The organism is Curtobacterium sp. GD1 (assembly GCF_020882855.1).
GTDB lineage: Bacteria > Actinomycetota > Actinomycetes > Actinomycetales > Microbacteriaceae > Curtobacterium.
This window is the reverse complement of the sequence record NZ_JAFEVQ010000030.1, coordinates 1-24,479: the sequence shown is the minus strand read 5'-3', so window position 1 is coordinate 24,479 and position 24,479 is coordinate 1. Positions and strand designations below refer to the sequence as shown.

25 protein-coding genes are annotated in these 24,479 nt (G+C 71.2%); 10 read left to right on the top strand and 15 right to left on the bottom strand.

The features are described 5' to 3' along the window. Positions 1–81: 81 nt before the first annotated feature. The gene (locus JSX79_RS14995; protein ID WP_229086864.1) at positions 82–951 is read left to right on the top strand and encodes an SDR family oxidoreductase; all 870 of its coding nucleotides are present in this window, start codon (positions 82–84) and stop codon (positions 949–951) included. A gap of 163 nt (positions 952–1,114) precedes the next feature. Here JSX79_RS14995 and JSX79_RS14990 read toward each other — a convergent pair whose 3' ends face one another. From JSX79_RS14990 to JSX79_RS14970, 5 genes are all read right to left on the bottom strand, one after another. Further along, complete coding sequence (locus tag JSX79_RS14990; RefSeq protein WP_229086863.1) at positions 1,115–1,642, bottom strand: hypothetical protein; 528 nt, start codon at positions 1,640–1,642, stop codon at positions 1,115–1,117. 1 nt (position 1,643) lies between these two features. Continuing rightward, positions 1,644–2,288, bottom strand: coding sequence for a signal peptidase I (locus JSX79_RS14985; RefSeq protein ID WP_229086862.1), 645 nt, complete (start codon positions 2,286–2,288; stop codon positions 1,644–1,646). After that, on the bottom strand, positions 2,285–3,178 hold the full coding sequence (locus JSX79_RS14980; RefSeq protein WP_229086861.1) for a hypothetical protein: 894 nt from the start codon (positions 3,176–3,178) through the stop codon (positions 2,285–2,287). Before JSX79_RS14980 ends, JSX79_RS14985 begins: the two co-directional genes overlap by 4 nt. Further along, the gene (locus tag JSX79_RS14975) at positions 3,175–3,771 is read right to left on the bottom strand and encodes a CalY family protein (RefSeq protein WP_229086860.1); all 597 of its coding nucleotides are present in this window, start codon (positions 3,769–3,771) and stop codon (positions 3,175–3,177) included. Before JSX79_RS14975 ends, JSX79_RS14980 begins: the two co-directional genes overlap by 4 nt. A 135-nt stretch (positions 3,772–3,906) precedes the next feature. Continuing rightward, on the bottom strand, positions 3,907–4,461 hold the full coding sequence (locus JSX79_RS14970) for an alternate-type signal peptide domain-containing protein (RefSeq protein WP_229086859.1): 555 nt from the start codon (positions 4,459–4,461) through the stop codon (positions 3,907–3,909). A gap of 345 nt (positions 4,462–4,806) precedes the next feature. Here JSX79_RS14970 and pnuC point away from each other — a divergent pair, with 345 nt between their 5' ends. Both pnuC and JSX79_RS14960 read left to right on the top strand, forming a co-directional pair. After that, positions 4,807–5,472 (top strand): nicotinamide riboside transporter PnuC, encoded by a 666-nt coding sequence (gene pnuC, locus JSX79_RS14965; RefSeq protein ID WP_070418223.1) that lies wholly within the window; start codon positions 4,807–4,809, stop codon positions 5,470–5,472. A gap of 56 nt (positions 5,473–5,528) precedes the next feature. Then, complete coding sequence (locus JSX79_RS14960) at positions 5,529–6,161, top strand: TetR/AcrR family transcriptional regulator (RefSeq protein WP_070418224.1); 633 nt, start codon at positions 5,529–5,531, stop codon at positions 6,159–6,161. A gap of 13 nt (positions 6,162–6,174) precedes the next feature. Here the strand turns inward: JSX79_RS14960 and JSX79_RS14955 are convergent, their stop codons facing one another. The 6 genes from JSX79_RS14955 to JSX79_RS14930 all read right to left on the bottom strand — a co-directional run bounded on the left by JSX79_RS14955 (position 6,175) and on the right by JSX79_RS14930 (position 13,335). Then, positions 6,175–7,395, bottom strand: coding sequence for an ABC transporter permease (locus JSX79_RS14955; RefSeq protein WP_229086858.1), 1,221 nt, complete (start codon positions 7,393–7,395; stop codon positions 6,175–6,177). Further along, positions 7,392–8,339: an ABC transporter ATP-binding protein gene (locus tag JSX79_RS14950; RefSeq protein ID WP_229086857.1), complete on the bottom strand. Its 948-nt coding sequence runs from the start codon at positions 8,337–8,339 to the stop codon at positions 7,392–7,394. The genes JSX79_RS14955 and JSX79_RS14950 overlap by 4 nt, the downstream gene beginning before the upstream one ends. Positions 8,340–8,446: 107 nt before the next feature. Continuing rightward, positions 8,447–10,117 (bottom strand): glycoside hydrolase family 13 protein, encoded by a 1,671-nt coding sequence (locus tag JSX79_RS14945; RefSeq protein ID WP_229086856.1) that lies wholly within the window; start codon positions 10,115–10,117, stop codon positions 8,447–8,449. A 35-nt stretch (positions 10,118–10,152) separates the two neighbouring features. Further along, on the bottom strand, positions 10,153–11,058 hold the full coding sequence (locus tag JSX79_RS14940; RefSeq protein ID WP_070418228.1) for a carbohydrate ABC transporter permease: 906 nt from the start codon (positions 11,056–11,058) through the stop codon (positions 10,153–10,155). Further along, on the bottom strand, positions 11,058–12,026 hold the full coding sequence (locus JSX79_RS14935; protein ID WP_071295602.1) for a carbohydrate ABC transporter permease: 969 nt from the start codon (positions 12,024–12,026) through the stop codon (positions 11,058–11,060). Before JSX79_RS14935 ends, JSX79_RS14940 begins: the two co-directional genes overlap by 1 nt. A gap of 10 nt (positions 12,027–12,036) precedes the next feature. Continuing rightward, positions 12,037–13,335 (bottom strand): extracellular solute-binding protein, encoded by a 1,299-nt coding sequence (locus JSX79_RS14930; RefSeq protein ID WP_229086855.1) that lies wholly within the window; start codon positions 13,333–13,335, stop codon positions 12,037–12,039. Between the two features lie 187 nt (positions 13,336–13,522). Here JSX79_RS14930 and JSX79_RS14925 point away from each other — a divergent pair, with 187 nt between their 5' ends. The 7 genes from JSX79_RS14925 to JSX79_RS14895 all read left to right on the top strand — a co-directional run bounded on the left by JSX79_RS14925 (position 13,523) and on the right by JSX79_RS14895 (position 18,166). Further along, positions 13,523–14,644, top strand: coding sequence for an ROK family protein (locus tag JSX79_RS14925; protein WP_229086854.1), 1,122 nt, complete (start codon positions 13,523–13,525; stop codon positions 14,642–14,644). A gap of 43 nt (positions 14,645–14,687) precedes the next feature. After that, entirely contained in the window at positions 14,688–15,227 is a 540-nt protein-coding gene (locus tag JSX79_RS14920) for an RNA polymerase sigma factor (protein WP_083295452.1), read from the top strand. Then, positions 15,217–16,005: a hypothetical protein gene (locus tag JSX79_RS14915; RefSeq protein ID WP_229086853.1), complete on the top strand. Its 789-nt coding sequence runs from the start codon at positions 15,217–15,219 to the stop codon at positions 16,003–16,005. The genes JSX79_RS14920 and JSX79_RS14915 overlap by 11 nt, the downstream gene beginning before the upstream one ends. A 7-nt stretch (positions 16,006–16,012) precedes the next feature. Then, positions 16,013–16,606: a bifunctional 2-polyprenyl-6-hydroxyphenol methylase/3-demethylubiquinol 3-O-methyltransferase UbiG gene (locus tag JSX79_RS14910; RefSeq protein WP_229086852.1), complete on the top strand. Its 594-nt coding sequence runs from the start codon at positions 16,013–16,015 to the stop codon at positions 16,604–16,606. A gap of 37 nt (positions 16,607–16,643) precedes the next feature. Next, positions 16,644–16,781, top strand: a complete 138-nt coding sequence (locus JSX79_RS14905; protein WP_229086851.1) for a hypothetical protein — start codon at positions 16,644–16,646, stop codon at positions 16,779–16,781. A gap of 300 nt (positions 16,782–17,081) precedes the next feature. Next, positions 17,082–17,615, top strand: a complete 534-nt coding sequence (locus JSX79_RS14900; protein WP_229086850.1) for a hypothetical protein — start codon at positions 17,082–17,084, stop codon at positions 17,613–17,615. 14 nt (positions 17,616–17,629) lie between these two features. Then, positions 17,630–18,166 carry a hypothetical protein gene (locus JSX79_RS14895; RefSeq protein WP_229086849.1) on the top strand — a complete coding sequence of 179 codons (537 nt, stop codon included), beginning with the start codon at positions 17,630–17,632 and terminating at the stop codon, positions 18,164–18,166. 11 nt (positions 18,167–18,177) lie between these two features. Here JSX79_RS14895 and JSX79_RS14890 read toward each other — a convergent pair whose 3' ends face one another. The 4 genes from JSX79_RS14890 to rhaI all read right to left on the bottom strand — a co-directional run bounded on the left by JSX79_RS14890 (position 18,178) and on the right by rhaI (position 24,260). Next, positions 18,178–19,371: an alpha-hydroxy acid oxidase gene (locus tag JSX79_RS14890; protein ID WP_229086879.1), complete on the bottom strand. Its 1,194-nt coding sequence runs from the start codon at positions 19,369–19,371 to the stop codon at positions 18,178–18,180. A gap of 128 nt (positions 19,372–19,499) precedes the next feature. Then, a complete protein-coding gene (locus JSX79_RS14885; protein ID WP_229086848.1) occupies positions 19,500–20,975 on the bottom strand; it encodes a rhamnulokinase family protein in 1,476 nt (491 codons plus the stop codon). 22 nt (positions 20,976–20,997) lie between these two features. Next, entirely contained in the window at positions 20,998–23,085 is a 2,088-nt protein-coding gene (locus tag JSX79_RS14880; RefSeq protein WP_229086847.1) for a bifunctional aldolase/short-chain dehydrogenase, read from the bottom strand. 5 nt (positions 23,086–23,090) lie between these two features. Continuing rightward, positions 23,091–24,260, bottom strand: coding sequence for an L-rhamnose isomerase (rhaI, locus tag JSX79_RS14875; protein ID WP_229086846.1), 1,170 nt, complete (start codon positions 24,258–24,260; stop codon positions 23,091–23,093). Between the last annotated feature and the right edge of the window lie 219 nt (positions 24,261–24,479).

Below are 24,479 nucleotides of genomic sequence, written 5' to 3'. Positions count from 1 at the left end.
GTAGGGTGGCGGACATGCAGTGCCGCTGAACCCGCTTCCGACTCCCTCCAGTGCCCCGTCGGGGCCGTCGAAAGGTTCAGCATGCCCGCATCCACCCTGCCCCTTGCCGGCAAGACCGCCCTCGTCACCGGTGTCTCACGACGCCGTGGCATCGGGTTCGCCGTCGCGTCGAAGCTCGCCGACCTCGGCGCGAGCATCGTCGTGCACCACCACCGCCCGCACGACCTCGACCTGCCGTGGGGCGGCGACGACCTCGACGCCGTCCGCGTCGGACTGCGCGCACACCTCACCGAGGGCGCCCGGTTCGCGGACGTCCCCGGCGACCTGTCCGATCCCTCCGTGATCCCGGAGCTGATCGACACCGCGACGGCACTCACCGGCCGCCTCGACGTCCTCGTGTGCAACCACGCCAAGAGCGGGGACGACGGCAGCATCCTCGACATGACGCCGGAGCGGCTCACCGCCTTCTGGGAGGTCAACACCCGCGCGACGATGCTGCTGACCGCCGAGTTCGCCCGGCGCCGCGCACCGCGGACGGACGAGCCACGACGGCCGGGGGACCGGATCGTGGGCACCGGCCCGTACGCCGAGGCGCAGGGGCACGTGTTCTGGATGACCTCGGGGCAGATCCACGGGGCGATGATCGGCGAGGTCGCGTACGCCGCGAGCAAGGCCGCGCTCGCCGGGGTGACCGCCACGGTCGCGAAGGAGCTGCTCGAGCTCGGCATCGTGCTCAACACCGTCAACCCGGGGCCGGTGAACACGGGCTACATGGACCCGGAGACCACGGACCGGTCGCTCGACGGCCTCGACGAGTGCCTGGCGAGCACGCCGTTCGGTCGCGTCGGGACGCCGCAGGACCCGGCCGAGCTCATCGGGTGGCTCGCGACGTCCTCGGGCAGTTGGGTCGTCGGGCAGGTCCTCACGTCGGACGGCGGCTTCAGTCTGTGACGTGGCCACGGTCCTGACCCGGCCACGGTCCTGACGTGGCCACGGTCGGACGGGAGGCGCGGTGCGGGCCGGCACCGCGCCTCCCGTCCGTCGACGGGTCCTGTCCACCGCGACGGGTCGCGTCCACCGCGACGGCGCGCGCGGACGCGCGGTCGCGCTGTGGTCAGTCGGTCGCGCCGCGTGGGGGATCGACCAGCAGCCCGACGCGGTCCGCCAGGTACGCCTCGAGCGGGACGGCAGCACCCGCGGTGGGGGACCAGCGGACGAAGGAGCTCCCGTCCTCGACGAACAGCACGCCGTCCGAGCCGACGAGCGACCCGTCGACCGGGATCGGCGTCGCGCCGTGGTTCACGGTGTCCCCGGGCTCGAAGTGCCCCTTCTGCGCCGCTGCCCGGTAGGCCCGACGGACCTCGGCGGAGACGGACACGAACTGCGACCGCCCGGGTTCGGTGACGCGCGTGATCCGTCCGGTCGCCCAGACCCGGCCGTCGGTCTCGGGGGAGGACCCGAGCAGCAGCGCGCCGACCCGCCACACCCGGCCGAGCGATCGGATGGTGGGCTCGCGCCGGATGCCGAGCACGGCCTTCGGCTCGACGTACTCGCCGAGGGCCTCGTCCGGGACGTCGGCGTCGCGGAGCCGTCGCGCCGCGTCGTCGAGCAGCGCCCTCGCCCGTTCCACGCCGTCCGTCACGTCACCCGAGCGTAGCCCGGTGGGTGCCGCGACCGCGTGGTCCCCGCCCGTCGGCGTCGCCCGCGGCGCGTCGGCGACGCACGGCCGACACGGTGCCGATCGTGACCATCACCGCGCCGTACGCCAGCAGGACCCCGGCGATCGCGGGCACGAGCCACGAGCGCGACCCGTTGACGAGCTGGTTCACCAGGCCGATGTCCGGCAGGCTGTACCAGACGACGCCGCGCACCTGGGCAGCCGTCACCGGTGCGGGATCGGCGAGCGCGTTGTTGTCGCCCTTGAGCGTGAACGTCCGGGACCCGTCCGACGACGACGCGACCGAGACCACCCGGTGGCTGATGACCGCCGGCTGCCCGGACGTGATCTGGTAGGTCACGACGTCGCCGACGCGGATGTCCTCGACGGGCGTCGGCCGGACGACGAGGAGCGTGCCCGGCGGCAGCGTCGGGTCCATCGACTGCGTGAGCACGGTGAGCGGCGTGGACCCGGTCGCCTTCGGCACGACGATGAGCACGACGGCGAGCCCGGCGACGATGACGAGCAGCCCCGTGCTCAGTCCGAGCGCGAGGGCGTGGACGACCGCACGCCAGCCGGTGCGCGGCGAGCGCCGGCCGCGCCGGGCAGCGCCGTCGGTGGCCGCGCTCATGCGCCGCACCGGACGGCTGCCCCGTCGTTCTGGGTGAAGAGGGTGATCTGCCCGGTCCCGACCACGGTGCTCGTGGGGTTGCCCGCGCTGTCGAGGATCTTCACGGTGATCAGCACCGGGCCGCTCGTGGCGACGCTCGCGGGGATCTGGCTCGGCGCGATGGTGAAGCGGCCGTAGTAGTCCTGTTGCTTCGGGGCGACCATGGTGGACGCGTCGCGCCCGGCGTAGGCGCCGTACCAGGTGTCCTTCGGCCGGGACGAGGTGGCCCAGGCGACCTCGACGTAGTTGCCGCTGTGGTCCGTGCACGTGAGGGCGGGTGTGGCGGCGGAGGTGTTGAGGTAGAAGCCGCCGGACACGACGCCCGAGCTCCAGGTGCCGGCCGTCACCGTGAGGTTCACGTTCACGTTCGCGGTGCTCGACGCCGGCGCGGACGAGGACGGCGTGCTGCGGGTGCACCAGACGGCACTCGCCCCGGCGGCGAGCTTCGTGGTGAGGCTCGGCAGCGACGCCCAGGTGCCGGAGACGGAGCCGGTGCCGACCGAGGTCGACGCCGTGCAGGCCGCGGTCCCGGTCACGGGCCACGCGACGACGCTCACGGCCTGTGCGAGGGCGGTCGAGCTGCCGGACACGACGGAGACGGTGGTCGTGGCGGTGCCGGCGAGCGACCCCGCGTTGGTCAGGGTGAGCGGCTTCGTCGTGCTCGTCACGCTCGAGGAGAACGTGGTCGTCATGTCGCTCGTGCCGGTCAGGGACGCCCCGGTCTTCCCGATGGTCACGCTCGACGCGGTCGTCCCGGTCGCGCTCCAGAGCGCCCACGCGGCGGACGACCCGCCGACGACGAACGCCAGCGCGAGCAGCCCGGCGAGCACGGTGCGGTGTCGGCGGCTCATGCGCTGACCTGCGTCCCGGTCACGGTCAGGGTGAAGTCGGTGACGGCCCCGGCGACGGTCTGCGGTGCGTCGGCGTCGAGGTCCATCTCGACGCACCCGACGGCGCTCGCGCCGGCCGCGAGGGTGAACGAGCCGCTGCCGGTGTCGAAGGCGGCGAGCCGTCCGCTCGCGCCGGACAGCCCGGTGCGGCAGTCGGCGGTGCTGCCGACCACTGCGAGGCGCAGGGTCAGTTCACCGAGCACCGCAGTCGGGGTCGCGTTCGTGGCGTAGGCGACGTTCGTCGAGGTGGTGGCGACCCGCATGGTGAGCGGGATCGAGCCGGTGTTGCGGACCGTGAACGTGCCGGTGACGCCGCCACCCGGACCGAGGACGGACGTGTTCATCGCGGAGAGCGGGCCGGTGGTGATGGTGGCGGTCGCGGACCGCACCGTCGAGGTCGAGGTGCTGGCGGTGCCGTTCCAGAGCGCGTAGGTGCCGCCCGTGCCGAGCAGCGCCGTCACGACCGCGACGACCAGGGCGAGGGCAGTGGGCCAGATCCACCGGTGACGACGCGGCGCCGCGTGGCGTCCGCTCGTCCTCGGTGTGCTGGTCATGTCCGTCCCCTGGTCGTCGTGGTGGTGTGCACCGCCGTCCGGCGGTGCGGGTGGGCCAGGAGGCGCGTGGTCGCGATCGGCGGATCAGGGACCCATCGAGACCACGGGCTCCACGGCCCGGGTTGCTTCCGCGGGTCAGGAACCGATCGCGGTCTGGGTCAGCGTGAACGCGAGCGCGCCGACGTTGAGCGTGCCGCCCTGGCCCGTGGTGGCCGACGACGGCAGGGTGATCGTGAAGACGACCTTGACGGTCGAGGTCGCGGCCGAGGGGGAGACCACGAAGGTGTTCGCGTTCGCGGCCGACTGCACGACCGAGGCGCTCGACGAGGTCACCGCGAGGGTCTTCGTCGTCGCGGCGAGCAGGGCGCTGTCACCGGTGATGCTCTGGCTCGCGTAGGTGAGGTTCGCCTTGAGGTCCTGGCCGGTCGCACCGATCGTCAGGGTCTGCGTGAACTGGTACGAGTTGCCCGGCACCATGAGGGCGCTCGCCGGGTTGATCGTCGCGGAGCGGCCGTTGGTGATGTCCGTCCAGACGCCGTCGTTGTTCGCGCTGAGGGTCAGCGATCCCGAGCTCACCGAGGAGGCCGCGGTGCTGGCGCTGGCGTTCCACAGGGCGAAGGTGCCCGCGCCGCCGAGGAGGAGGGCGACACCGGCGGCGCCGGCGATGGCACCGGTCACGATCTTGTGCATGAGGGGTCCGTTCTGCGCGTTCGGGCGCGCTGCGACCATCGGCAGTGCCGACGGGACGATGTCATCGACCCGTGGTTCGTGCGGGTCGCGGCTGACCTGTGCCGGAGAGCTGTCGCCGGGCTCCGCGACGTGACACGTCTCGGGCGGGCTGGACTCGCTCTGGTGTCGACGCTACCGGTCCCCCAAAGTGCGGACAAGTGGGAACATGCGTCTGAATGGACCCAGTACAGGGGTCATTTTCGTCCCCGGGAGTGCCGACACGATTTGTACCCCGATCGGTCTCGGTCGTGCAAGGAATGCCGACCGCCCCCGTACCGTTGCACCGTCCGGAAACGAGGAGGGCCCATGGGCATCGTGCGGTGGCTGTTCGACGCGCAGCTCGTCATCGGCGACCAGACCGTGCTCTGGCGCGAGGTGATCGGCAACGTGTTCGGCCTGCTCAGCGCCCTCGGTGGGATGCGCCGCAAGGTGTGGGCCTGGCCGGTCGGCATCGTCGGCAACGCCTTGCTCTTCACGGTCTTCATGGGAGCGCTCTTCGACACCCCCAACCCGGTGAACCTGCTCGGTCAGGCCGGACGCCAGGTGATGTTCATCATCGTGAGCGTCTACGGCTGGTACCGCTGGACGCACCGTCCCGACGACGCGACGACCGTGATCGAGCCGCGCTGGGCCTCCTGGAAGGCCCGTGGACTGATGGTCCTCGTCATGGTGGGCGGCACCGCCGTCCTGACCCCGGTGTTCCGCGCCCTCGGCTCGTACGAGCCGGTGTGGAGCGACGCCTGGATCTTCGTCGGCTCGCTGCTCGCCACCTACGGCATGGCCAAGGGCTGGGTGGAGTTCTGGCTGATCTGGGTCGCGGTCGACCTGGTCGGTGTGCCGCTGCTGTTCTCGGCCGGGTACTACGCCTCCGGGCTCATGTACGTGTTCTACGGCGTCTTCACCCTGACCGGGTTCTTCGTCTGGATGCGCCAGCGCACGAAGCCCTCGGCGGCCCCGGTCACGGTCGGCTGACCGAGGCCCCCGCTCTGGGACGAGACAAACCCTCGGGAACAGTGTGTGATGGTCGGATGGCACACCACCACGACGCGGCCTTCGAGGACGAACAGTCCCTGGCCGAACGGATCGTCCGCGCCGCGATCCGCGCCTACCGACTGCACCCGTTCGACAGCGTCGACGCCGAGGTGGTCGCCGAGGTCGCCGGCATCGAGGTGACCACGGTGGAGCGGCTCTTCCCGACGTGGGACGCGCTGCTGCTCGTGACCTACGACCGGTGGACGCAGCTGCGCGGGACGCGTCGGAGGAACCCGCCGACGTGCACGATCGAGCACGTCCGGATGACCCTCGCCGAGGACGTCGCCGACCCCGGCCTCGTCCGGGTGCTCGCCGGTGCCATCACGATCGCGGCGGCCGACACCGGCTTCGCCGAGCTCTTCCGCAAGCGCTTCGAGGAGTACGCCGAGCAGCTCTCGTCCGGGCTCGAGCGCGACGTCGAGTCCGGGTCCGAGCGCCTGGCGATCCCTGCGTACCAGGCCGCGACGCAGCTGCTCGCGGTGTACGAGGGACTGCAGATCCAGATGCTCGTGCGCCCGCACATCGACGTGCTCGTGGAGTTCGACCGTGCGGTCCGCACCCTCCGTCAGGGGTGGCGCGAGCGCGAGGTGCGGGCGTGGGACCTCGACGAGGTCGTCCTCACCAGCTAGCCGGTCGGGCCGGTCAGGCCCGCGACCGACGCCGCCACGACACGATCTGCCGGAGCGTCACCTTCGAGCCGTACTGCGCGACGGAGTGCCGGAACAGGTACTCGGCGAACCACAGCAGCACGGCCGCGACCACGAACACCTCGACGATGCAGACCACCGACTCGGTGACGGTGAGCGACCCGACCGCGTTCCGGACCATCGCGGTGATCGGTGTGAACGTCGGGAAGTACGTGAAGAACGACGCCACCGGCGAGGTCGGCGTCGTCATCACGAAGAACGCCGCGTAGAGCGGGATGATCAGCGAGAAGATCGCCACCGACTGCAGCGCCGAGGCGTCCTTGATCGAGGGCACGGCGGCCCCGACCGCGACGAACAGCGCCGACGCCAGCAGGACCCCGCCGACGAGGAGCAGCGCACCGACCACCATCCGCCAGGGGTCGATGGTCAGCCCGCCCAGTCGTGACGCGACGAGGGGGAGCGCGGCGAGCAGCCCGATCAGCCCCGGGACGACGAACACCCCGACCTGGACGAACCCGACGAGCAGCATCGCGATGACCTTGCCGCGGATGAGGTCGCCGGCCGTGACGGTCGTGAGGATCATCTCGGAGATGCGGTTCTCCTTCTCCTCGACCACCACCGTGACCATGCGGGTGGCGAGCAGGATGACGAGCCCGAAGAACGCGGCGACGTAGAGGAACGGCGGCACGATCGACAACCAGCCCGGCGCCACCCGGCCGTCCGCGTAGGTCGTCAGGTCGGTGTCCGGCGGGTTCCGGAGGAGTTCGACGGACTCCGGGTCGTCGACGGTCGCGGCGACGCTCTGCTCGAGGACCCGCTCCGCCAGCGAGGAGTACCCGCCGTTCCCGAAGAGCCCGCGGTCGGCCGCCTCGACCCGGATCGGTGACGTCGACGGCGACTCGGGGAAGGTGATGAACGCGTCGAGGGTCCCGGAGCGCACCGCGGCCCGGTCGGCGGCGGGGTCGGTCGACGGCGACCCGCCCCACTTCGCGGCGACGCTCTCGGACACCAGGCCGGAGTCGTCCACGTACCGGAAGGGCGTCTTCGTCGCGGACGAGCTGGACACCACCGAGTCCGTCCCGGCGGACTGCCCGACCCCGACGAGGAGCGACACCACCACGATGACGACCGGCAGCGCCAGCGTGCCGATCCAGAACGCGGGCTTCTTCACCGCACGCAGGAACTCGAACCGGATGACGGTCCCGAGGCGGCTCACGCGGCGGCTCCGGCCCGTGCGGTGTCGGCGGCCGCGTCGGCTCCGGCGTCGTGCCCGTACACCTGGACGAAGATCTCGTCGAGCGGGATGCGCCGCATCTCGAACCCGGTGACGTGCACGCCGGCCGAGACGAGCGACGCGAGGATGTCCGACCCGTCGGCCGCGGCCGTGGGCATGGGCACGAGGTAGGCGACGTGCCCCTCGTGCCGGGCGAGGCGGTACAGCGGCGACGGCGGCACCGGCCCGTCGAGCCCGACCCGGGCGACCGCGCCCCCGAAGGCGTCCTGCACGTCGGGGATGGTGCCGTACGCGGCCGCGGTGCCGTCCTTCAGGAGCAGGATGCGGTCGCAGAGCCGCTCGACCTCGTCCATGTGGTGGGTGACGAGGACGACCGTGGCACCGTCGGCCTTCCGCTCGTCGACGAGGTCCAGCAGCAACCGACGGTTGACCGGGTCGAGGCCCTTCGTCGGCTCGTCGAGGATGAGCAGGCGGGGCCGGTCCATGATCGTGATGCCGAGCTGGACCTTCTGCTGCTGCCCGCCGGAGAGCTTGTCCACCCGGAGCTTCGCCCGGTCCGCAAGGCCGACGCGGGCGAGGTAGTCCATGCTCCACGCCGTCGCCTCGGGCCCGCGCAGGCCGCGGAGCCGCCCGAAGTACGTCATCACGTCGATGACCGACTCCTTGCGGTACAGGCCGCGTTCCTCGGGCAGGTAGCCGATCCCGCCGGTGGCCGGTCGGTAGGGCTGCCCGTCGATCGTGAGGGTGCCGGCGGTCGGGGTGGTGATGCCGAGCAGCGCACGGATGGTCGTGGTCTTGCCCGAGCCGTTGCTGCCGAGCAGGCCGAAGGTCTCACCGGGGGCGATGTCGAACGAGAGCCCGTCGACCACGTTCCGGTCCCCGAACCGCATCACGAAGTCCTGCACGCTGATGGTCGCCCCGCTCATGCCGTGACCCTACCGGCAGCGCCTGACGGCGCTCGGGCGTGACCGCCTGACGGACGGGAGGCGCGGTGCCTGCCCGCACCGCGCCTCCAGTCCGTCACCTGGTTCCGTCAGGAACGCAACCAGGCCGTCCCCCCACCCGACAGTGCGCCGTCTGCCACCGGCGCGGAGGCGAGCAGCAGCTCGCCTGCGGGGAGGTCGTACGGCTCGTCGCCGAACACCGTCACGCTCGTCCAGCCGTTCGGCCGACGGAACGCGAGCACGTCGTCGCGGCCGGTCTCGAGCCACTCGAGGTGTTCCTCGGACTGCAGCTGGCCGCGCAGGCCGAGCGCCTTCCGGTACAGGTTCAGGGTCGAGTCGGGGTCGGCGTCCTCGGCCTCGACCGACACATCGGCGAACCACGCCGGCTGCGGCAGGTGCGCACCGCCGTCGCCGAACCCGAAGCTCCTGCCGTTCCGGGTCCAGGGGAGCGGCACGCGGCAGCCGTCACGGCCGACGTCGACGCCCGGGTTCCGGAAGAACGCCGGGTCCTGGCGGTCGGCTTCGGGGATGTCGCCGACCTCCTGCAGGCCGAGCTCCTCGCCCTGGTAGAGGTAGGCCGAGCCGGGCAGCGCGAGTTCGAGCAGCGTGGCCGCGGTGGCACGGCGCAGCCCGAGCGAGCGGTCGAGCGCGTCCTGCGAGCCGCCGGCGAGCAGCCAGGCGCTGCCCTGCTTCTCCTCGGCGCCGTTGCGTGCCGGCAGGGCGTAGCGGGTGGCGTGCCGGACGACGTCGTGGTTCGAGAAGACCCACGTGGTCGACGAGCCGGACTCCTCGGCGAGCCCGAGGTTGAACTCGATGATGCTCCGGAACTGCCCGGCGTCGAAGTCGGCCTCGAGCAGGTCGAAGTTGAACGCCTGCCCGAGCCCCTCGGCGCTGGCGTACCGGGCGCGGCGGTCGGCGGCGACCCACGCCTCGGCGACGGCCGTGCGTGCGGGTGTGTACTCGTCGAAGACCTTCCGCCACTCGGCGTAGATCTCGTGGACGTCGTCGCGGTCCCAGAGGATGTGCGAGCCGTCCTTCGGCGACGCGAGGACCTCGGCCCACGTCGGGAGCGGGCCCGACGGCAGGTCCTTCGCCAGGCCGTGCGCGACGTCGATGCGGAACCCGTCCACACCGCGGTCGGACCAGAAGCGGAGGGTGTGCAGGAAGTCGTCGCGGACCTCGCGGTTCGCCCAGTTGAGGTCGGGCTGTTCCTTGGCGAAGTTGTGCAGGTACCACTGGCCGTCGCCGACCGCGGTCCAGGCCGGGCCGCCGAAGATCGACACCCAGTCGGCGGGCGCTTCCGCCCCGTCGGGACCGGACCCGTCACGGAAGACGTACCGGTCGCGGGCGGGGGAGCCCTTCTCCGCTGCGAGCGCCTCGCGGAACCACTCGTGCCGGTCGCTCGTGTGGTTCGGGACGACGTCGACGATCACGCGGATCCCGGCACCGTGCAGCGCCGCGACCATCTCGTCGAAGTCCTCGAGCGTGCCGAGGCGCGGGTCGACGTCCCGGTAGTCGTCCACGTCGTAGCCGCCGTCGGCGAGGGCGGACGGGTAGAACGGGCTGAGCCAGACGGCCTCGATCCCGAGGGACGCCAGGTACGGCACCTTCGCGGTGACACCGGGCAGGTCGCCGATGCCGTCGCCGTTCGCGTCGGCGAAGGACCGCGGGTAGATCTGGTAGACGCTGGCCTGGCGCCACCAGGTGCTGCTCCCGTCCTCGGTCGCGGGTGCGGCGGCGGTCTCGACGACGTCGGTCATGGTGGGGGTCCTCTCGGTTGCGGAGTCGGTGGTCGTCACTTGATCGCGCCCTGCGTGACCCCGGCCATCACCCAGCGCTGCGTGAACAGGTAGACGATGATCGCCGGCGCCATCGCCATCAGGTACGAGGCGAACGACACGTTGTAGTTGTTGCTGAACTGCGTCTGGAACATCTGCTGCAGCACCGGCAGGGTCTGCAGCGCCGGGTTCGAGGTGATCAGCGACGGCATCACGAAGTCGTTCCAGGACGCGAGGAACGCGAAGATGCCGACGGTGGCGCTCATCGGTGCCAGCAGCGGGAACACGAGTCGCCAGAACACCTGCCCCGTGCTCGCACCGTCGATGCGGGCACTCTCCTCCAGTTCGGCCGGGATCGACCGCAGGAACGCGGTGAAGAGCAGCACGCTGAACGACAGCTGGAACATGACGTGCAGGATCGCGACGCCGAACGGGTTGTCGAGGTGCGCCAGGCCGGTGAGCTTCACCTGCGACAGCGCGAGCACCGGGAACGGCAGGAACATCGCGGCGAGCAGGTAGAAGAACGACCAGCGGAAGAGCCTGCGGTCCCAGTTCCGGGCGATCGCGTACGCCGTGAACGAGGCGAGCAGGATCGTGCCGACGACGGTGATCGCGGCGACGAGCACCGAGACGCCGAACGCGCGCGGGAAGTCCGTCAGCTGCCAGGCCTGCACGAAGCCGTCGACGCTGAACGGCGCCGGGAGGGAGAACGCGTTGCCGTCGACCGCCTGGCTCGTCGTCTTGAACGCCATCGTGATCGTCACGTACAGCGGGACGAGGACGGACAGGGTGCAGAGGACGAGGACGACCGTGACCGGCCAGTTGAAGCGCTCGCCACGACGGCCGGCGTTCCGATCGGCGTCGACGGAGCGGATGGTGCCGGTCGCGGTGGTCCCCGGCTGGAGGGGTGCCTGGATGGTCATCAGAGCGCTGCCTTCCCGCGGGTCGCCCGCAGCTGGATCACGGCGATGACGACCGCGATGACGAAGAAGATCGTGGCGTTCGCCATCTGGTAGGCGTAGTCGCCGCCGTTGAAGCCCTTGAAGATCGACATCGCCACGCTGGTGGTCGAGGTGCCGGGGCCGCCGTCGGTGAGGCCGACGATGATGTCGTACGAGTTCAGGAAGTTCTTGAACCCGATCACGAGGTTGATGAGGATGTAGCCCGCCGTGAGCGGTGCCGTGATCGACACGAGCTGCCGCCAGGCGCTCGCGCCGTCGAGCGCCGACGCCTCGTACACCTCGGCCGGGATCGAGAGCACGCCGGCGATGTAGATGAGCAGTGTCGACGGGATCGCCTGCCACGCGGTCACGACCACGATCGCGATCCACGCCAGGTCCGGGTTCGCGAGGATGCTCTGCTCGAGCGGCGCGAAGCCGAGCGTGGTCGCGAGCGCCGGCAGGCTGTTCGCGAACAGGAACGAGAACACGTAGGCGATGACGATGCCCGAGATCACCATGGGCAGCACGAACACGGCGCGGAGGGTGATCTTGCCGCGGACCTTCGAGGTCAGGGCGATCGCGAGCAGGAACGCGACCGCGTTCACGACGAGGACCGTGACGAGCGAGAACCCGATCGTGAACAGGTACGCCTGCAGGATCGCCGGGTCGCTGAACACGGCGACGTAGTTCGTCAGGCCGATGAACCGGAAGTCACCGAAGCCGACGGAGTCGGTGAAGCTCAACACGATGCCCATCACGGCGGGGAGCGTGATCGCCAGGGTGAAGAGCAGGAGGGTGGGGATCAGGAAGACCAGGAAGAGCGGGTCGGTCCGGCTGCGCTTCGTGCGCAGTCCGGCTCCGCCTCGTCGTCCGGACTGGAGGCGCGGTGCGGCTCCGCCCCGTCGGCGGCTGCCCGCCGTCGTGACGGATTCTGTGGTCGTGGTGGCCAAGGTCGTCTCCTTACGCGGCCGTACGGAGCGCGAGACGCGCCCAGTCGCCGTCGAGGGTGCGGAGTTGGGGAGCGGGGGCACCGCCGAAGGCGATGGACTGCAGGTAGTTCGCCACCGGGATCTCGGCGGGGATGAGCTGCGAGGCGCCCAGGGAGAACTTCGCCTGGTCGTAAGAGTCCTGCATGCCGCGGAGCGCGGGGTTCGACGCGGGTGGCGAGTCCTTCCGGACGCCGAAACCGTTGTTGTCGGCGTTGTACTTGTCGTTCACGGCGGGGCTCATCAGGAACGACAGGAACTCGCGCGCCGCCTCCTTCTTGCGGGACGCCTCCGGGATCCAGAGGCCGAGGTCGACGTTCACGCGCACCTTGTTGTCGGCGGCGTCGTCGGTCGCCGGGAACGGGAACGTGCCGAGGTCGATGTCCTTATTCGACTTCGCGATCTCACCGAGCGCCCACGGCCCCTGCAGGTACATCGCGGCCTTCCCCTGCGCGAACGCGAGGTTGCCGTCACCGTACCCGCGGCTCGCCGCGCCCTTCTGGTGCCACTGCAGGAGGTCCACCATGCGGTCGACGGGGGCGGCGAAGTCCTTCTCGAACGAGACGCTCGAGCTCGTGCCCACCTTCGTGCCCTCGCGGTCGAGTGCCGCGAAGGTCTGCTGCAGGTCGAGCATCCCGCCCACCGAGTAGTCGAACATGCCCTGGGCGATCGTCCAGTTGTCCTTGTAGGTGCCGTACATCGGCGTGATGCCGGCCTTGGTGAGTCGTTTGCAGACGTCTCGGAACTCGCTCCACGTGGTCGGCACGTCGATGCCCTGGTCGGCGAAGATCTGCTTGTTGTAGATCACCGACGCCGCGGTCACCGAGTACGGCAGCACGCTCGTCCGACCCGGGTAGTCCGCGGTCTGCTCCATGAGCGGCCACAGGTCGGGGTTGATCGTGTCCTTCTCCGGCAGGTCCGACAGGTCGGAGAGGGCGCCGTGCTCGACGAACGAGACCATCGCGTAGTTGTAGTTCAGGCAGCCGAGGTCCGGCGGTCGGTTCCGGACGAAGTTGGCGGACATGTTGGACGTCGAGTCGCGGATGACGCGGATCCTCGACTGGCTGTCGTGGAACTTCGCGATGACCTCGTCGAAGTAGCCGATGACCTCGGGCTTCGACACGTAGAACGTGATCGTCTCGGGGCGGCTGCTCGAGGAACCGAGCGGGGCACACCCGGCGAGGGCCAGGCCCGCTCCGATGCCGCCCGCCCCGAGCAGGAACCCGCGGCGGCTGAGCGCGGCGGCGTCCCTGGTGGTGGCGTGTGTCTGCACGTCGTCTCCGTCCGTCCGGACCCGGCGTCCCTGCCGTTCCGGTTCGCGGTCCGGCTCCACTGCCGCCCGCAGAACTAAATCTAGCGACAAAATCTAATTCTGCAAGGAACTGTTTCCGCGGTAGTGTGCGGGCATGCCGCCGCCCCGTGGAACGAGCGCAGAGACGCTTCTCGCGTACGCCTTCTCCGTGCGCGCGTTCACCGCGACCGAGGCGATCGACACGACCGGTCTGACCCGTTCCACCGTCCTCGCCGCGTGCGAGGAGCTCGTCCGCCTCGGTTGGGTCCGCGAACTCGACGACGCCCGGGCCGCGGGGGAGTACCGCATCGGCCGTCCGGCGCGCCGGTACGAGCTCGACACCGCCGGCGGCGTGGTCGTCGGCATCGACGCCGGGCAGCACCGGGTGACCGTGCTCGTCGCCGATCTGCGCGGCACCGTGCTCGGCCGTGCCGAAGGGGCCCTCGGCGACTCCGGTCTCGACGTCCCGGTCCGGCTCGGGGTCGTCGGCGAGACCGTCGCCGCCGCACTCCTCGACGCCGGGGTCGACCCGCTGCGGGTGCTCGTGTCCGTCGTCGGCATCCCCGCCCCCGTGGACGCCGGCGGCGCGTCACCCGGCGACGGCGGGTTCTGGGACCGGATGAACCCGGGCTTCGCCGACGCCGTCCCGGGTCACCGGGTCGTGGTCGAGAACGACGCCAACCTCGCCGCGCTCGCCGAACGGCCCTCCTCGGGCGACGCCTCGTTCGCAGCCCTGCTGTCCGGCGAGCGGTTCGGCAGCGGACTCGTCGTCGACGGGGTCCTGCTCCGGGGTGCCCACGGCGGCGCGGGGGAGATGCGCGTGCTCGACCTCGTCGAGGGTGTCGGATCGTCCGACGGCATCGGTGCCACCGCCCGCCGGCTCGTCGCCGAGGCGCTCGCCGCGGGCGACGTCCCGCCGGACAGCCCCCTCGCCGCGGACGCCGACGCCTCCGTCCTGTTCCGCGCGGCGCACGACGGGGACCCGGTCGCCCTCGGCATCGTCGACCGCCTGGGGGACCGGTTGGCCCGCGTCTGCGTCCTGCTCGTCAGCCTGCTCGACATCGACCGCGTGGTCGTCGCGGGGGCCATCGCCGAGCCCGCCGGTGCCGTGATCGACCGGGCCCGGGCCTGGCTCGACGGCGCGGGGTTCGACCCGGTCCCCGAGATCGTCGCGTCGACGCTGGGCGCCGACGTCGTCGTGCTCGGTGCGGTCGCGCACGCGGTCGACGCGGTCCGGGCGGCGCCGCTGTCCTTCGCCCTCACGACACGCCCGGCTGTCCCCGCACTGTGACGATCGGACCGGTCCGGACACTGCTGGGGTGAAGGGGGTGGTCATGGACCGATCACGAGAACCGGACACAGCACTGGTCCGGGCGGCGGGGAACGGCGACCGGGCAGCGGGCGTCGCGCTCTTCGACCGCTACGTGGCGACGGTGACCCGGTACGCCTGGGCGCTCGTCCCGTCGCGCCAGGACGTCGAGGAGGTCGTCCAGGACACGTTCGTGACGCTCTGGCGACGGGCGGCTTCCATCGAGCTCCCCGACGAGTCGATCCTGCCGTGGCTGCTGGTGGTCAGCCGCAACCACGCGGCGAACCTCCGGCGCACGCACCAGCGGCACCAGGGCGACGAACTGCCGGACGACCTGCCGGCACCGGTCGAGGACGACGACGCCCGAGACCGGCTGCGCTGGGTCAGAGCCGAGATCGACGCGCTCTCGCCGATCGACCGGCAGGTGTGCGAGCTGTGCCTCATCGACGGCCGTTCGTACGCCGAAGCCGCGACTGCGCTCGGGTTGAGCGTCGGAGCGGTCAGACAGCGGGTCGCGCGATCGCGGGCCCGGATCAAGAAGGCGGTGACGCACGATGAGCTCTGAACCTCCCGTCGGAGACGACCTGCAGCAGATGATCGTCGGCATGCGCCAGCGCTTCGTCGCACACCTCGACGCCGAACCCCGTCGGGTCTCCGTCCGCAAGCGTGTCGGGATCGCCGTCGCGATCGTGGCGCTGCTCGGTGTCGGCACCGCGAGTGGAGCGGTCGCGCTCGGGATGATCCCGAGTCCGATCGCCGCGCCGCCGGCTCCGAGCGCCTCGAGTCCCGCAGCCGTGCCGCGGTCGGACCGGACGGCCTCGTCGGCTCCCATCCGTCCGACCACCCGGCCGTCCTCGCCGACGTCCGGTGGTGTCGCGGCATCGATCCCGGACTCGTGCGCGGCGGCGGTGCCGTCAGCCGATTCCGCGCGGCTGTTCGGCCAGCGGAAGGTCGAGCAGATCCGACCCGTCGCACCCGGCGGAGTCGGATCGGACTACTGGGTCGACCCGGACGAGCCGTTCGTCGCCGACGCGGCCCTCGTCTGCCGGTGGTCCCAGACCGGGAGCCCGGAAGAATCGGACAACCTCTTCCTCGCGATGGGGTCGACCGCGGAAGGGACCCTCGACGAGCGACTCAGCGCACACGAGCAGGCGGGTTGGTCGTGCTCCGATCGGCTCGGTGGGCGGGCGTGTCAGCACAGCGAGTCGTCGGACTACTACGGCGACCCGCTGGAGACCACCCACACGTTCTTCGTCCGGGGGGACACGTGGATCTCGGTGACGCAGACCAACACGCCCACGGACGGGCTGCTCGAGGTGCTGGTCCGGCAGACGTGGCGGTGAGACGGAGGTGACGGGGCACTGGAACCACGACACGCACTTCCACCCGAGGGTGCTCGCGGCCATCCCCGAGGGCGCCCGGACCGCGCTCGACGTGGGGGCCGACAACGGGCTGCTCGCGCGGGACCTCGCCGACGCCGGACTCGACGTGACGGCGATCGACCTCGACGGGACCGTCCTCGACGCCGCCCGCGCCGAACACGGGAGCACCGACGTCGAGTGGGTGGTCGGTGACGTGATGACGGCCGACCTCGGGCAGCGGTTCGACGTCGTCGCCTCGATCGCGACGGTGCACCACCTGCCGGACCTCCCCGCGGCACTGGCTCGCCTCGCCGACCTCACGGCGCCCGGCGGGGTGCTCGTCGTCGTCGGGCTCGCCGAGTCGACCCGGGTGCGGGACCACCTGCTCGGGCTCGTCGGTGTCGTCCAGCACCGCTGGTATTCGTGGCGCCGCGGCTTCTGGGAACACTCGGCGCCGAGGTGCTGGCCGCCGCCGCACTCCTACCCCGAAGTCGAGCAGGCGGTCCGGGCCGTCCTGATGGGGGCCGAGTACCGCCAGCACCCGCTCTGGCGCTACTCGTTCACCTGGCGCCGTCCGCGCTGATCGTCACCGGCAGGCTCGCGCCGGACCCGTCGCCGTCGTGGCTGCTCACGTCGAGGACGGCGTCGCCCACCGGCAGGTCGTCGGGCAGGTCGAAGCGCCCGGCGACCGTGAACTGCTCGCCCTGCGGGGGTCGGCCGCCCGAGCAGCACCGGGTCGCCGGTCGACGCGGGCGTGATGGTCACCGTGACGTCGTCGGACGCACGGAACGTGCCGCCACCGTCCTCGCAGTCGCGGTAGAGCCAGTCGACGTGCAGGTCGACCGTGCCGCCGGGGCGCAGGTCCGAGTCGCCGAGCTCGATCGAGGTTCCGGCGCAGGACGCGGCCGCTCCGGCCTGGACAGCGCAGCCCGACAGCGCCGCGCCGACCAGCAGCACCACGACCATCCCCGTCACCGCACGACCCTCTCCCCACCGCATGACGGCATTCCATCACCTCCGAGCGGTCCATCGGGTCACGATCTCGGTACGGTCGGAGCGTGGGGAACGAACGATCAGCTGACCAGACCGAGCCGGAGCACGACCCGTACGCCCGGCGCCCGGGCTACGTGACGAGCATCGACGGCCGGACGGACCGGACGACCAAGGCAGCAGCGATCGGTGTCGGCGCCGGCCTGGTCACCAGCTTCGTGCTGGGGTTCCTCCAGGCGATCGACTGGGTCGTGTGGCCGGTGTCCGTCACCATCGGCGTCGCCGTCTGGCTCGTGCTCCGCGCCCGGCAACGCCGACGCGACCGGCGCGAGGGCCGTTCGCCTGCCGCCGTCGCCACCGCCCGCGACCGTGCGATCGCCGACGCGAACGGCGGCCGACGCTTCTTCGTCGCCCCGAACCCGGTCGTCGTGATCGTGATGGGCGGGATCTTCATCGCACTCGCCGTGGGGACGCTCGTGCTGGGTAGCGTGTCGGTCATCGCGGTCATCAGGACGGTCGTCCTCGTGGGGAGTGGCGCGTACTTCGTCGTCCAGGGCATCGGCACCCTCGTCGTGCGCCGCCGCCCGCCCGACCCCCGCTGACCCCCGGTTGCCTCGTGGACCGCATCCGCAAGCTCCCACTGCCGGCACTGCTCGCCCTGCTCTTCGTGCTGTTCGGCGCGTTCTGGTTCGGCATCGGGTTCGTCGTCGACGCGCACGGCTTCGACCCCGTCGAACGGGCTGTCGGTTCCCTGGTCTACGCCGCGGTGGCGACGGTGGGCTTGGGCGCGCTCGTCGTGCTCCGACAGCGACGGGGTGGCGGGGACGACGTGGTGAGGGGCATCCACCGTGCCGTCCGGACCGGGGAGTTGCCGTCACAGGTCGACCGCGCCACGTGGCTGCGCGCCCTGGAGTCAGCCCGGTGGCGTTACCGCAACAACCGCGTGGTCGTCCCGGTCTCCGCCGCGGTGTCCATCGCGCTCGGGGTCTGGGCGGTAGTCGCGCTCGGGCCGACCGGGTGGGTGTTCCTCGCCGTGTGCCTCGCTCTCACCGCGTACGCGGCCTGGGAGACGCGCCGGGCGCTCCGGAACATCGAACGCCTGCTCGAGCAGCTGCGCGGGCGCACGACTCAGCCGGTCGGACCGCCGGCGTGACCGCGCGCCGGTCAGCCCCGCGGGACCGGCGTCAACCGCTGCAACTGCGTCACGTGTCCCGGCTCGAGCTCGTCGAGCGAGGCCACCCCGAGCAGCCGCATCGTCCGCTCGATCTGCTCGGACAGGATCTGGATCATCCGGTCGACACCGGCCTCGCCACCCGCCATCAAGCCGTACAGGTACGCCCGACCGACCATCGTGAACTTCGCACCGAGGGCCACCGCGGCGACGATGTCGGCGCCGGACATGATTCCCGTGTCGAGGTGCACCTCGGTGTCCTTGCCGACCTCGCGGACGACGGAGGGGAGCAGGTGGAACGGGACGGGAGCGCGGTCGAGCTGCCGGCCGCCGTGGTTCGACAGCGTGATCCCGTCGACGCCCATGTCTGCCAGACGCTTCGCGTCCGCCAGTGACTGCACGCCCTTGACGACGACCTTGCCCTTCCACTGCGACCGGATCCACTCGAGGTCCTCGTAGGTGACGGTCGGGTCGAACATGTGGTCGAGGAGCTCGCCGACGGTGCCGGACCAGCGGTCGAGCGACGCGAACGCCAACGGCTCGGTGGTGAGGAAGTCGAACCACCACCAGGGCCGCGGGATCGCGTTCAGCACGGTGCGGGCGCTCAGCTGCGGCGGGATCGAGAACCCGTTGCGCTTGTCCCGCAGCCGGGCACCGGCGACGGGCACGTCCACGGTGACGAGCAGCGTGTCGAACCCGGCCTTCTCGGCGCGGGAGACGAGCGCCATCGACTTCTCGCGGTCCTTCCACATGTAGAGCTGGAACCAGTTGCGGCCCGACGGGTTGGCGTCGCGGACGTCCTCGATCGCGGTGGTCCCCATCGTGGAGAGCGAGAACGGGATGCCGGCGCGGCCCGCTGCCCGGGCTCCGGCGCGCTCGCCCTCGGTCTGCATCATGCGCGTGAAACCGGTCGGGGCGATGCCGAACGGGTATGCGACGGGCGCACCGAGCACGTCGCGCGTCGTGTCGACCTTCGAGACGTCGCGCAGGATCGCGGGGGTGAACTCGATGTCCTCGAACGCCTGGCGGGCACGGGCGAGGGAGATCTCGGCCTCGGCGGCGCCCTCGGTGTAGTCGAACGCGGCCTTCGGCGTGCGTCGGGCGGCGATGTCGCGCAGGTCCCAGATCGTCAGCGCCGACTCGAGACGCTGTCGCCGACCCGGCAGCGACGGCTTCTTGAACTGCATGAGCGGCGCGAGGTCGCGCACGGTCGGCAGCTGCCGCTTGATCGGAGTACGCCGGGCCGACGGCGCCCCGGGGGTCGCTGCCGGAGCGCCCGTCGCGGGGTCGACGCGGTGCTGGTCATCGGTCGAGGTCATACAGACATCCTACGTCTCGGGGTGGATCGGTGGGTGGAGTGGTCGGCTCGCGGGGTGTAGCGCACGGGTTCGACGGAACGGGCGATCGTCGAGCGCAGGGCCTCGAGTGAGGCGCCATCGAGGCCGCCGAGCCCGACGGCCCGCGCCTGCACGAGGACGTTGCCGAGCGCGGTCGCCTCGACCGGCCCGGCGAGCACGGGGAGCCCGGTGCGGTCGGCGGTGAGCTGGCAGAGGAGCCGGTTCTGCGATCCTCCGCCGACGACGTGCACCTGTCGGACGTCTCGGCCCGTGACGGCGACGATCGTCTCGAGGGTCGAGGCGTACGCCGAGGCGAGCGACTCGAGGATCGACCGCACGGTCTCGGCCCGCGATGCCGGGGCGGCGAGTCCGTGTGCACCGCACCAGGCGGCGATCCGTGCCGGCATGTCACCCGGCGCGGTGAACGTGTCGTCCGCGACGTCGAAGACGGGGACCGGGGCGGTGACGTCCGCTGCGGAGGCGAGCAGCGCCTCCAGGTCGACGCGCTCGCCACCGCGCTCCCAGGTGCGCACGCTCTCGGAGAGCAGCCACAGCCCGGACACGTTCTTCAGGAACCGGACGCGTCCGTCGACGCCGCCTTCGTTGGTGCAGTTGGCCTCGCGAGCCGCGTCCGACAGGACGGGTGCGTCGAGCTCGACGCCGACGAGCGACCAGGTGCCGGACGAGATGTACGCGAAGTCCGGGTCGGTGGCCGGTACCGCCACCACGGCCGAGGCCGTGTCGTGGGAGCCGACGAGCGTGACCGGCGCAGTGCCGCCGACCGCCTCGGCGACGGCGGGCAGCAGGGGACCGAGTCGGTCGCCCGGGTCGCGCAGGGTGGGCAGGAGTCCGCTCGGGAGGCGCGCAGCAGCCCGCAACGCCGGGTCCCACCCGCGGGTGGTCGCGTTCAGGACCCCGGTCGTCGAGGCGTTCGTGCGCTCGGCCGCCTCGACGCCGGTCAGCCAGTAGCCGAGCAGGTCGGGCACGAGCAGCGCCCGTTGCGCGAGCTGCAGGGAAGGATCGGCGGCGAACTGGAACAGGGTGTTGAACGGCAGGTGCTGCAGGCCGTTCCGGGCGTACAGCTCGGCGGCGGAGAGCCGCTCGTGCACGGTCGCGACGCCGCGCTCGTGTCGTGCGTCGCGGTAGTGGGACGGCAGCCCGAGCAGCCGCCCGCCGCGGAGCAGACCGTAGTCGACCGCCCACGAGTCGATGCCGATGCTGGCGATGTCCGGATTCCGGGCGAAGGCGTCGCCGAGGCCCGCGGTGACCTGCCGGTACAGCTCGACGACGTCCCAGTGCAGGGCGTCGCGATCGCCCTCGTGGAGCGCGACCGGGCCGTTGGGGAACCGGGCGACGTGCTCCATCCGGACGCCGTCGGTGTCGACGTGGCCGACGATCACCCGCCCGCTCGTGGCGCCGAGGTCGACCGCGGCGACGCTGCCGCTGTTCGTCACGCTGCTGCCTCTGTCCCGGACATCAGCGCAGGAACGCTGCCGCGACACCGGCGTCCACGGGGACGTGCAGGCCGGTCGTGTGCGAGAAGTCGTCGGTGCAGATGGCGTAGACGGCGTTGGCGACGTTCTCGGGCACGACCTCGCGCTTGAGGATCGTGCGCTGGGCGTAGAACTTGCCGAGGTCCTGCTCCTCGATGCCGTACGTCTTCGCCCGGTTCGCACCCCAGCCGGACGCGAAGATGCCCGAGCCACGGACGACACCGTCGGGGTTGATGCCGTTGACGCGCACCCCGTGCTCACCGAGTTCGGCCGCCAGCAGCCGGACCTGGTGCGCCTGGTCGGCCTTGGTCGCCGAGTACGCGATGTTGTTCGGGCCGGCGAACACCGAGTTCTTCGACGAGATGTACACGATGTCGCCGCCGAGGCCCTGCTCGATGAGGACCTTCGCGGCCGCCTTCGACACCAGGAAGGAGCCCTTCGCCATGACGTCGTGCTGCAGGTCCCAGTCCTGCTCGGTGGTCTCGAGCAGGCTCTTGCTGAGGCTCAGCCCGGCGTTGTTCACGACGAGGTCGAGGCCGCCGAAGTGCAGGAGCGTCTGCTGGATCGCGTGGTCGATCGCGTCGGCGTCCGTCACGTTCGCGGCGATGCCGATCGCCGTATCGGTGTTCCCGATCTCGGCCGCGGCCTCCTGCGCCTTGGCGAGGTCGAGGTCCGCGATGACGACCGCGGCACCCTCGGCCGCCAGGCGCTTCGCGATGGCCTTGCCGATGCCGCTCGCGGCTCCGGTGACGAGGGCGATGCGCGTGGCGAGCTTCTTCGGTGCGGGCATCCGCTGGAGCTTCGCCTCCTCGAGGGCCCAGTACTCGATGCGGAACTTCTCGGCCTCGTCGATGGGGGCGTACGTGCTGAGGGACTCCGCGCCGCGCATCACGTTGATGGCGTTCACGTAGAACTCGCCGGCGACGCGGGCGGTCTGGGCGTCCTTGCCGTAGGAGAACATGCCGATGCCCGGGACGAGCACGATGAGCGGGTCGGCGCCGCGGATCGCCGGGCTCGTCTCGTCGGCGTGCCGGTCGTAGTAGGCCTGGTAGTCGACGCGGTACTGCTCGTGGAGCTCGTGCAGGCGGGCGGTCTGTTCCTCAACCGTCGCCGTGGCGGGCAGGTCGAGGATGAGCGGCTTCACCTTGGTGCGGAGGAAGTGGTCCGGGCAGCTCGTCCCGAGGGCCGCGAGCTCCTCTGCCCGTGAGGACGCGAGGAAGTCGAGTACGACGTCGCTGTGGGTGAAGTGACCCACCACCGGCTTGTCGTGCCCGGCGATGCCCCGGATCGTCGGGGCGAGGGCTGCGGCGCGCGCGCGCCGTTCGTCCGTCGGCAGCGCCTCGAAGCCGCGGCGGACGGGGCCGAACGGCTGGTCCTTCCCGTGCTCGGCGATGAAGGCCTCTGCCGTGTCGATGATCCAGCGGGAGTTCGCCTCGGCCTCGGCGCTGGTGTCGCCCCAGGCGGTGATGCCGTGGCCGCCGAGGATCGTGCCGATCGCCGCGGGGTGGTCTCGCTTGACCGCCGCGATGTCGAGCCCGAGCTGGAACCCCGGTCGGCGCCACGGCACCCAGACCACCTTGTCGCCGAAGACCTGCTCGGTCAGGGCCGGGCCGTCGGCGGCGGTCGCGATGGCGATGCCGGCGTCGGGGTGCAGGTGGTCGACGTGCGCGGCGTCGACGAGGGCGTGCATCGCGGTGTCGATGGAGGGAGCCGCCCCACCGCGACCGAACAGGGTGTGGTCGAACGCGGCGACCATCTCGTCCTCGCGCTCCACGCCGGGGTAGACGTCCTGCAGGGCGCGGACGCGGTCGACGCGCAGGACTGCGAGGCCCGCCGGGGTGAGGGTACCGAGGTCGCCCCCGGAGCCCTTCACCCAGAGCAGCTCCACCGGTTCGCCCGTGACCGGGTCGGTGTCGGTGCCCTTGGCGGAGGTGTTGCCGCCCGCGTAGTTCGTGATCCGCGGATCCGAGCCGAGCGCGTTCGAACGTGCGACGAGCGCACTGATCGTGGTGTCTGCGTCGGTGCCGTGCGTTGCGGGGTCCACCCGGGCCTCCAGTCCTGTGCTTGTCATGATGTCTACGCGCCCCAACCGGCCTGGACGCCGCCGACCCGGTCCTCGGCGATCTGCCGCTGGTAGCCGGAGTCGAGGTAGGCGCGCATCGGGTTCGCGGGGAGCCCGCGGGACTCGCGCCAGGCGGCGAGGTCGGCCCGGACGTCGGTCTGGTACGCGTCCATGAAGATCTCGTTCGCGCCGAGGACGTCGTGCGCCTCCTGTGCGGCGGTCAGTGCGACGCGGTCGAGGAGCAGTGCTCGGGCCGTCATCTCCTGGACGTTGAGCACCGAGCGGATCTGCCCGGGGATCTTGTCCTCGATGTTGTGGCACTGGTCGAGCATGAACGCGACGTCGGGGTTGTCGTAGCCGCCGCCGCGGATGACCTCGACGAGGATGCGGAACAGCTGGAACGGGTCGGCGGCGCCCACGATCAGGTCGTCGTCGGCGTAGAAGCGCGAGTTGAAGTCGAAGCTGCCGAGCTTGCCGAGGCGCAGGAGCTGCATGACGATGAACTCGATGTTCGTGCCGGGGGCGTGGTGGCCGGTGTCGAGGCAGACCATCGCCTTGTCGCCGAGCGCCGCCGTCTGCACGTAGCTCGTGCCCCAGTCCGGGACGTCCGTGTGGTAGAACGACGGCTCGAAGAACTTGTACTCGAGCACGAGGCGCTGGTCCGGGCCGAGGCGGTCGTAGATCGTGGTCAGCGAGTCGTGGAGGCGGTCCTGGCGGGAGCGCATGTCCTCCTGGCCGGGGTAGTTGGAGCCCTCGGCGAGCCAGATCTTCAGGTCGCGGGAACCCGTGGCGTCCATCACGTCGATGCAGCGCAGGTGGTGGTCGATCGCCTTCTGCCGGATCGTCTCGTCGACGTGGGTCAGGGCGCCGAACTTGTAGTCGTCGTCCTGGAAGGTGTTCGAGTTGACGGTGCCGAGGGAGACGCCGTGCTCTTCCGCGTGGCGCTTCAGGTCGGCGAAGTCGTCGACGAGGTCCCACGGGATGTGGAGTGCGACGGTGGGTGCGAGCCCGGTGTACCGGTGGACCTGGGCGGCGTCGGCGATCTTCTCGTAGGGGTCGCGCGGGGTGCCGGGGGTCCCGAACACCTTGAAGCGGGTGCCGGAGTTGCCGAACGCCCAGCTCGGGAGCTCGATCGCCTGCCGGGCCAGCTGGCCGGCGACGGAGCTGAAGCTCGCTGATGTCATCGTGTCACTTCCTCGTGTCGATTGAATCGTTTCATACGGTACGTGCTGCGCGGGGTTCGCGCAAGCCGGGGTCTGGTCGCGCGCTCCGTGGTGGCGGTTCGGGGCGGTGCTGCACAACCACAGTGCGTTCGAACCGCGCGATCGCGCGGCGCAACGTGCCTTTGGTTGTGCGCCGCCCGCGGCCGCCGCGGCGGGGGCGCGGCGGGCGCCGGGCGGCGC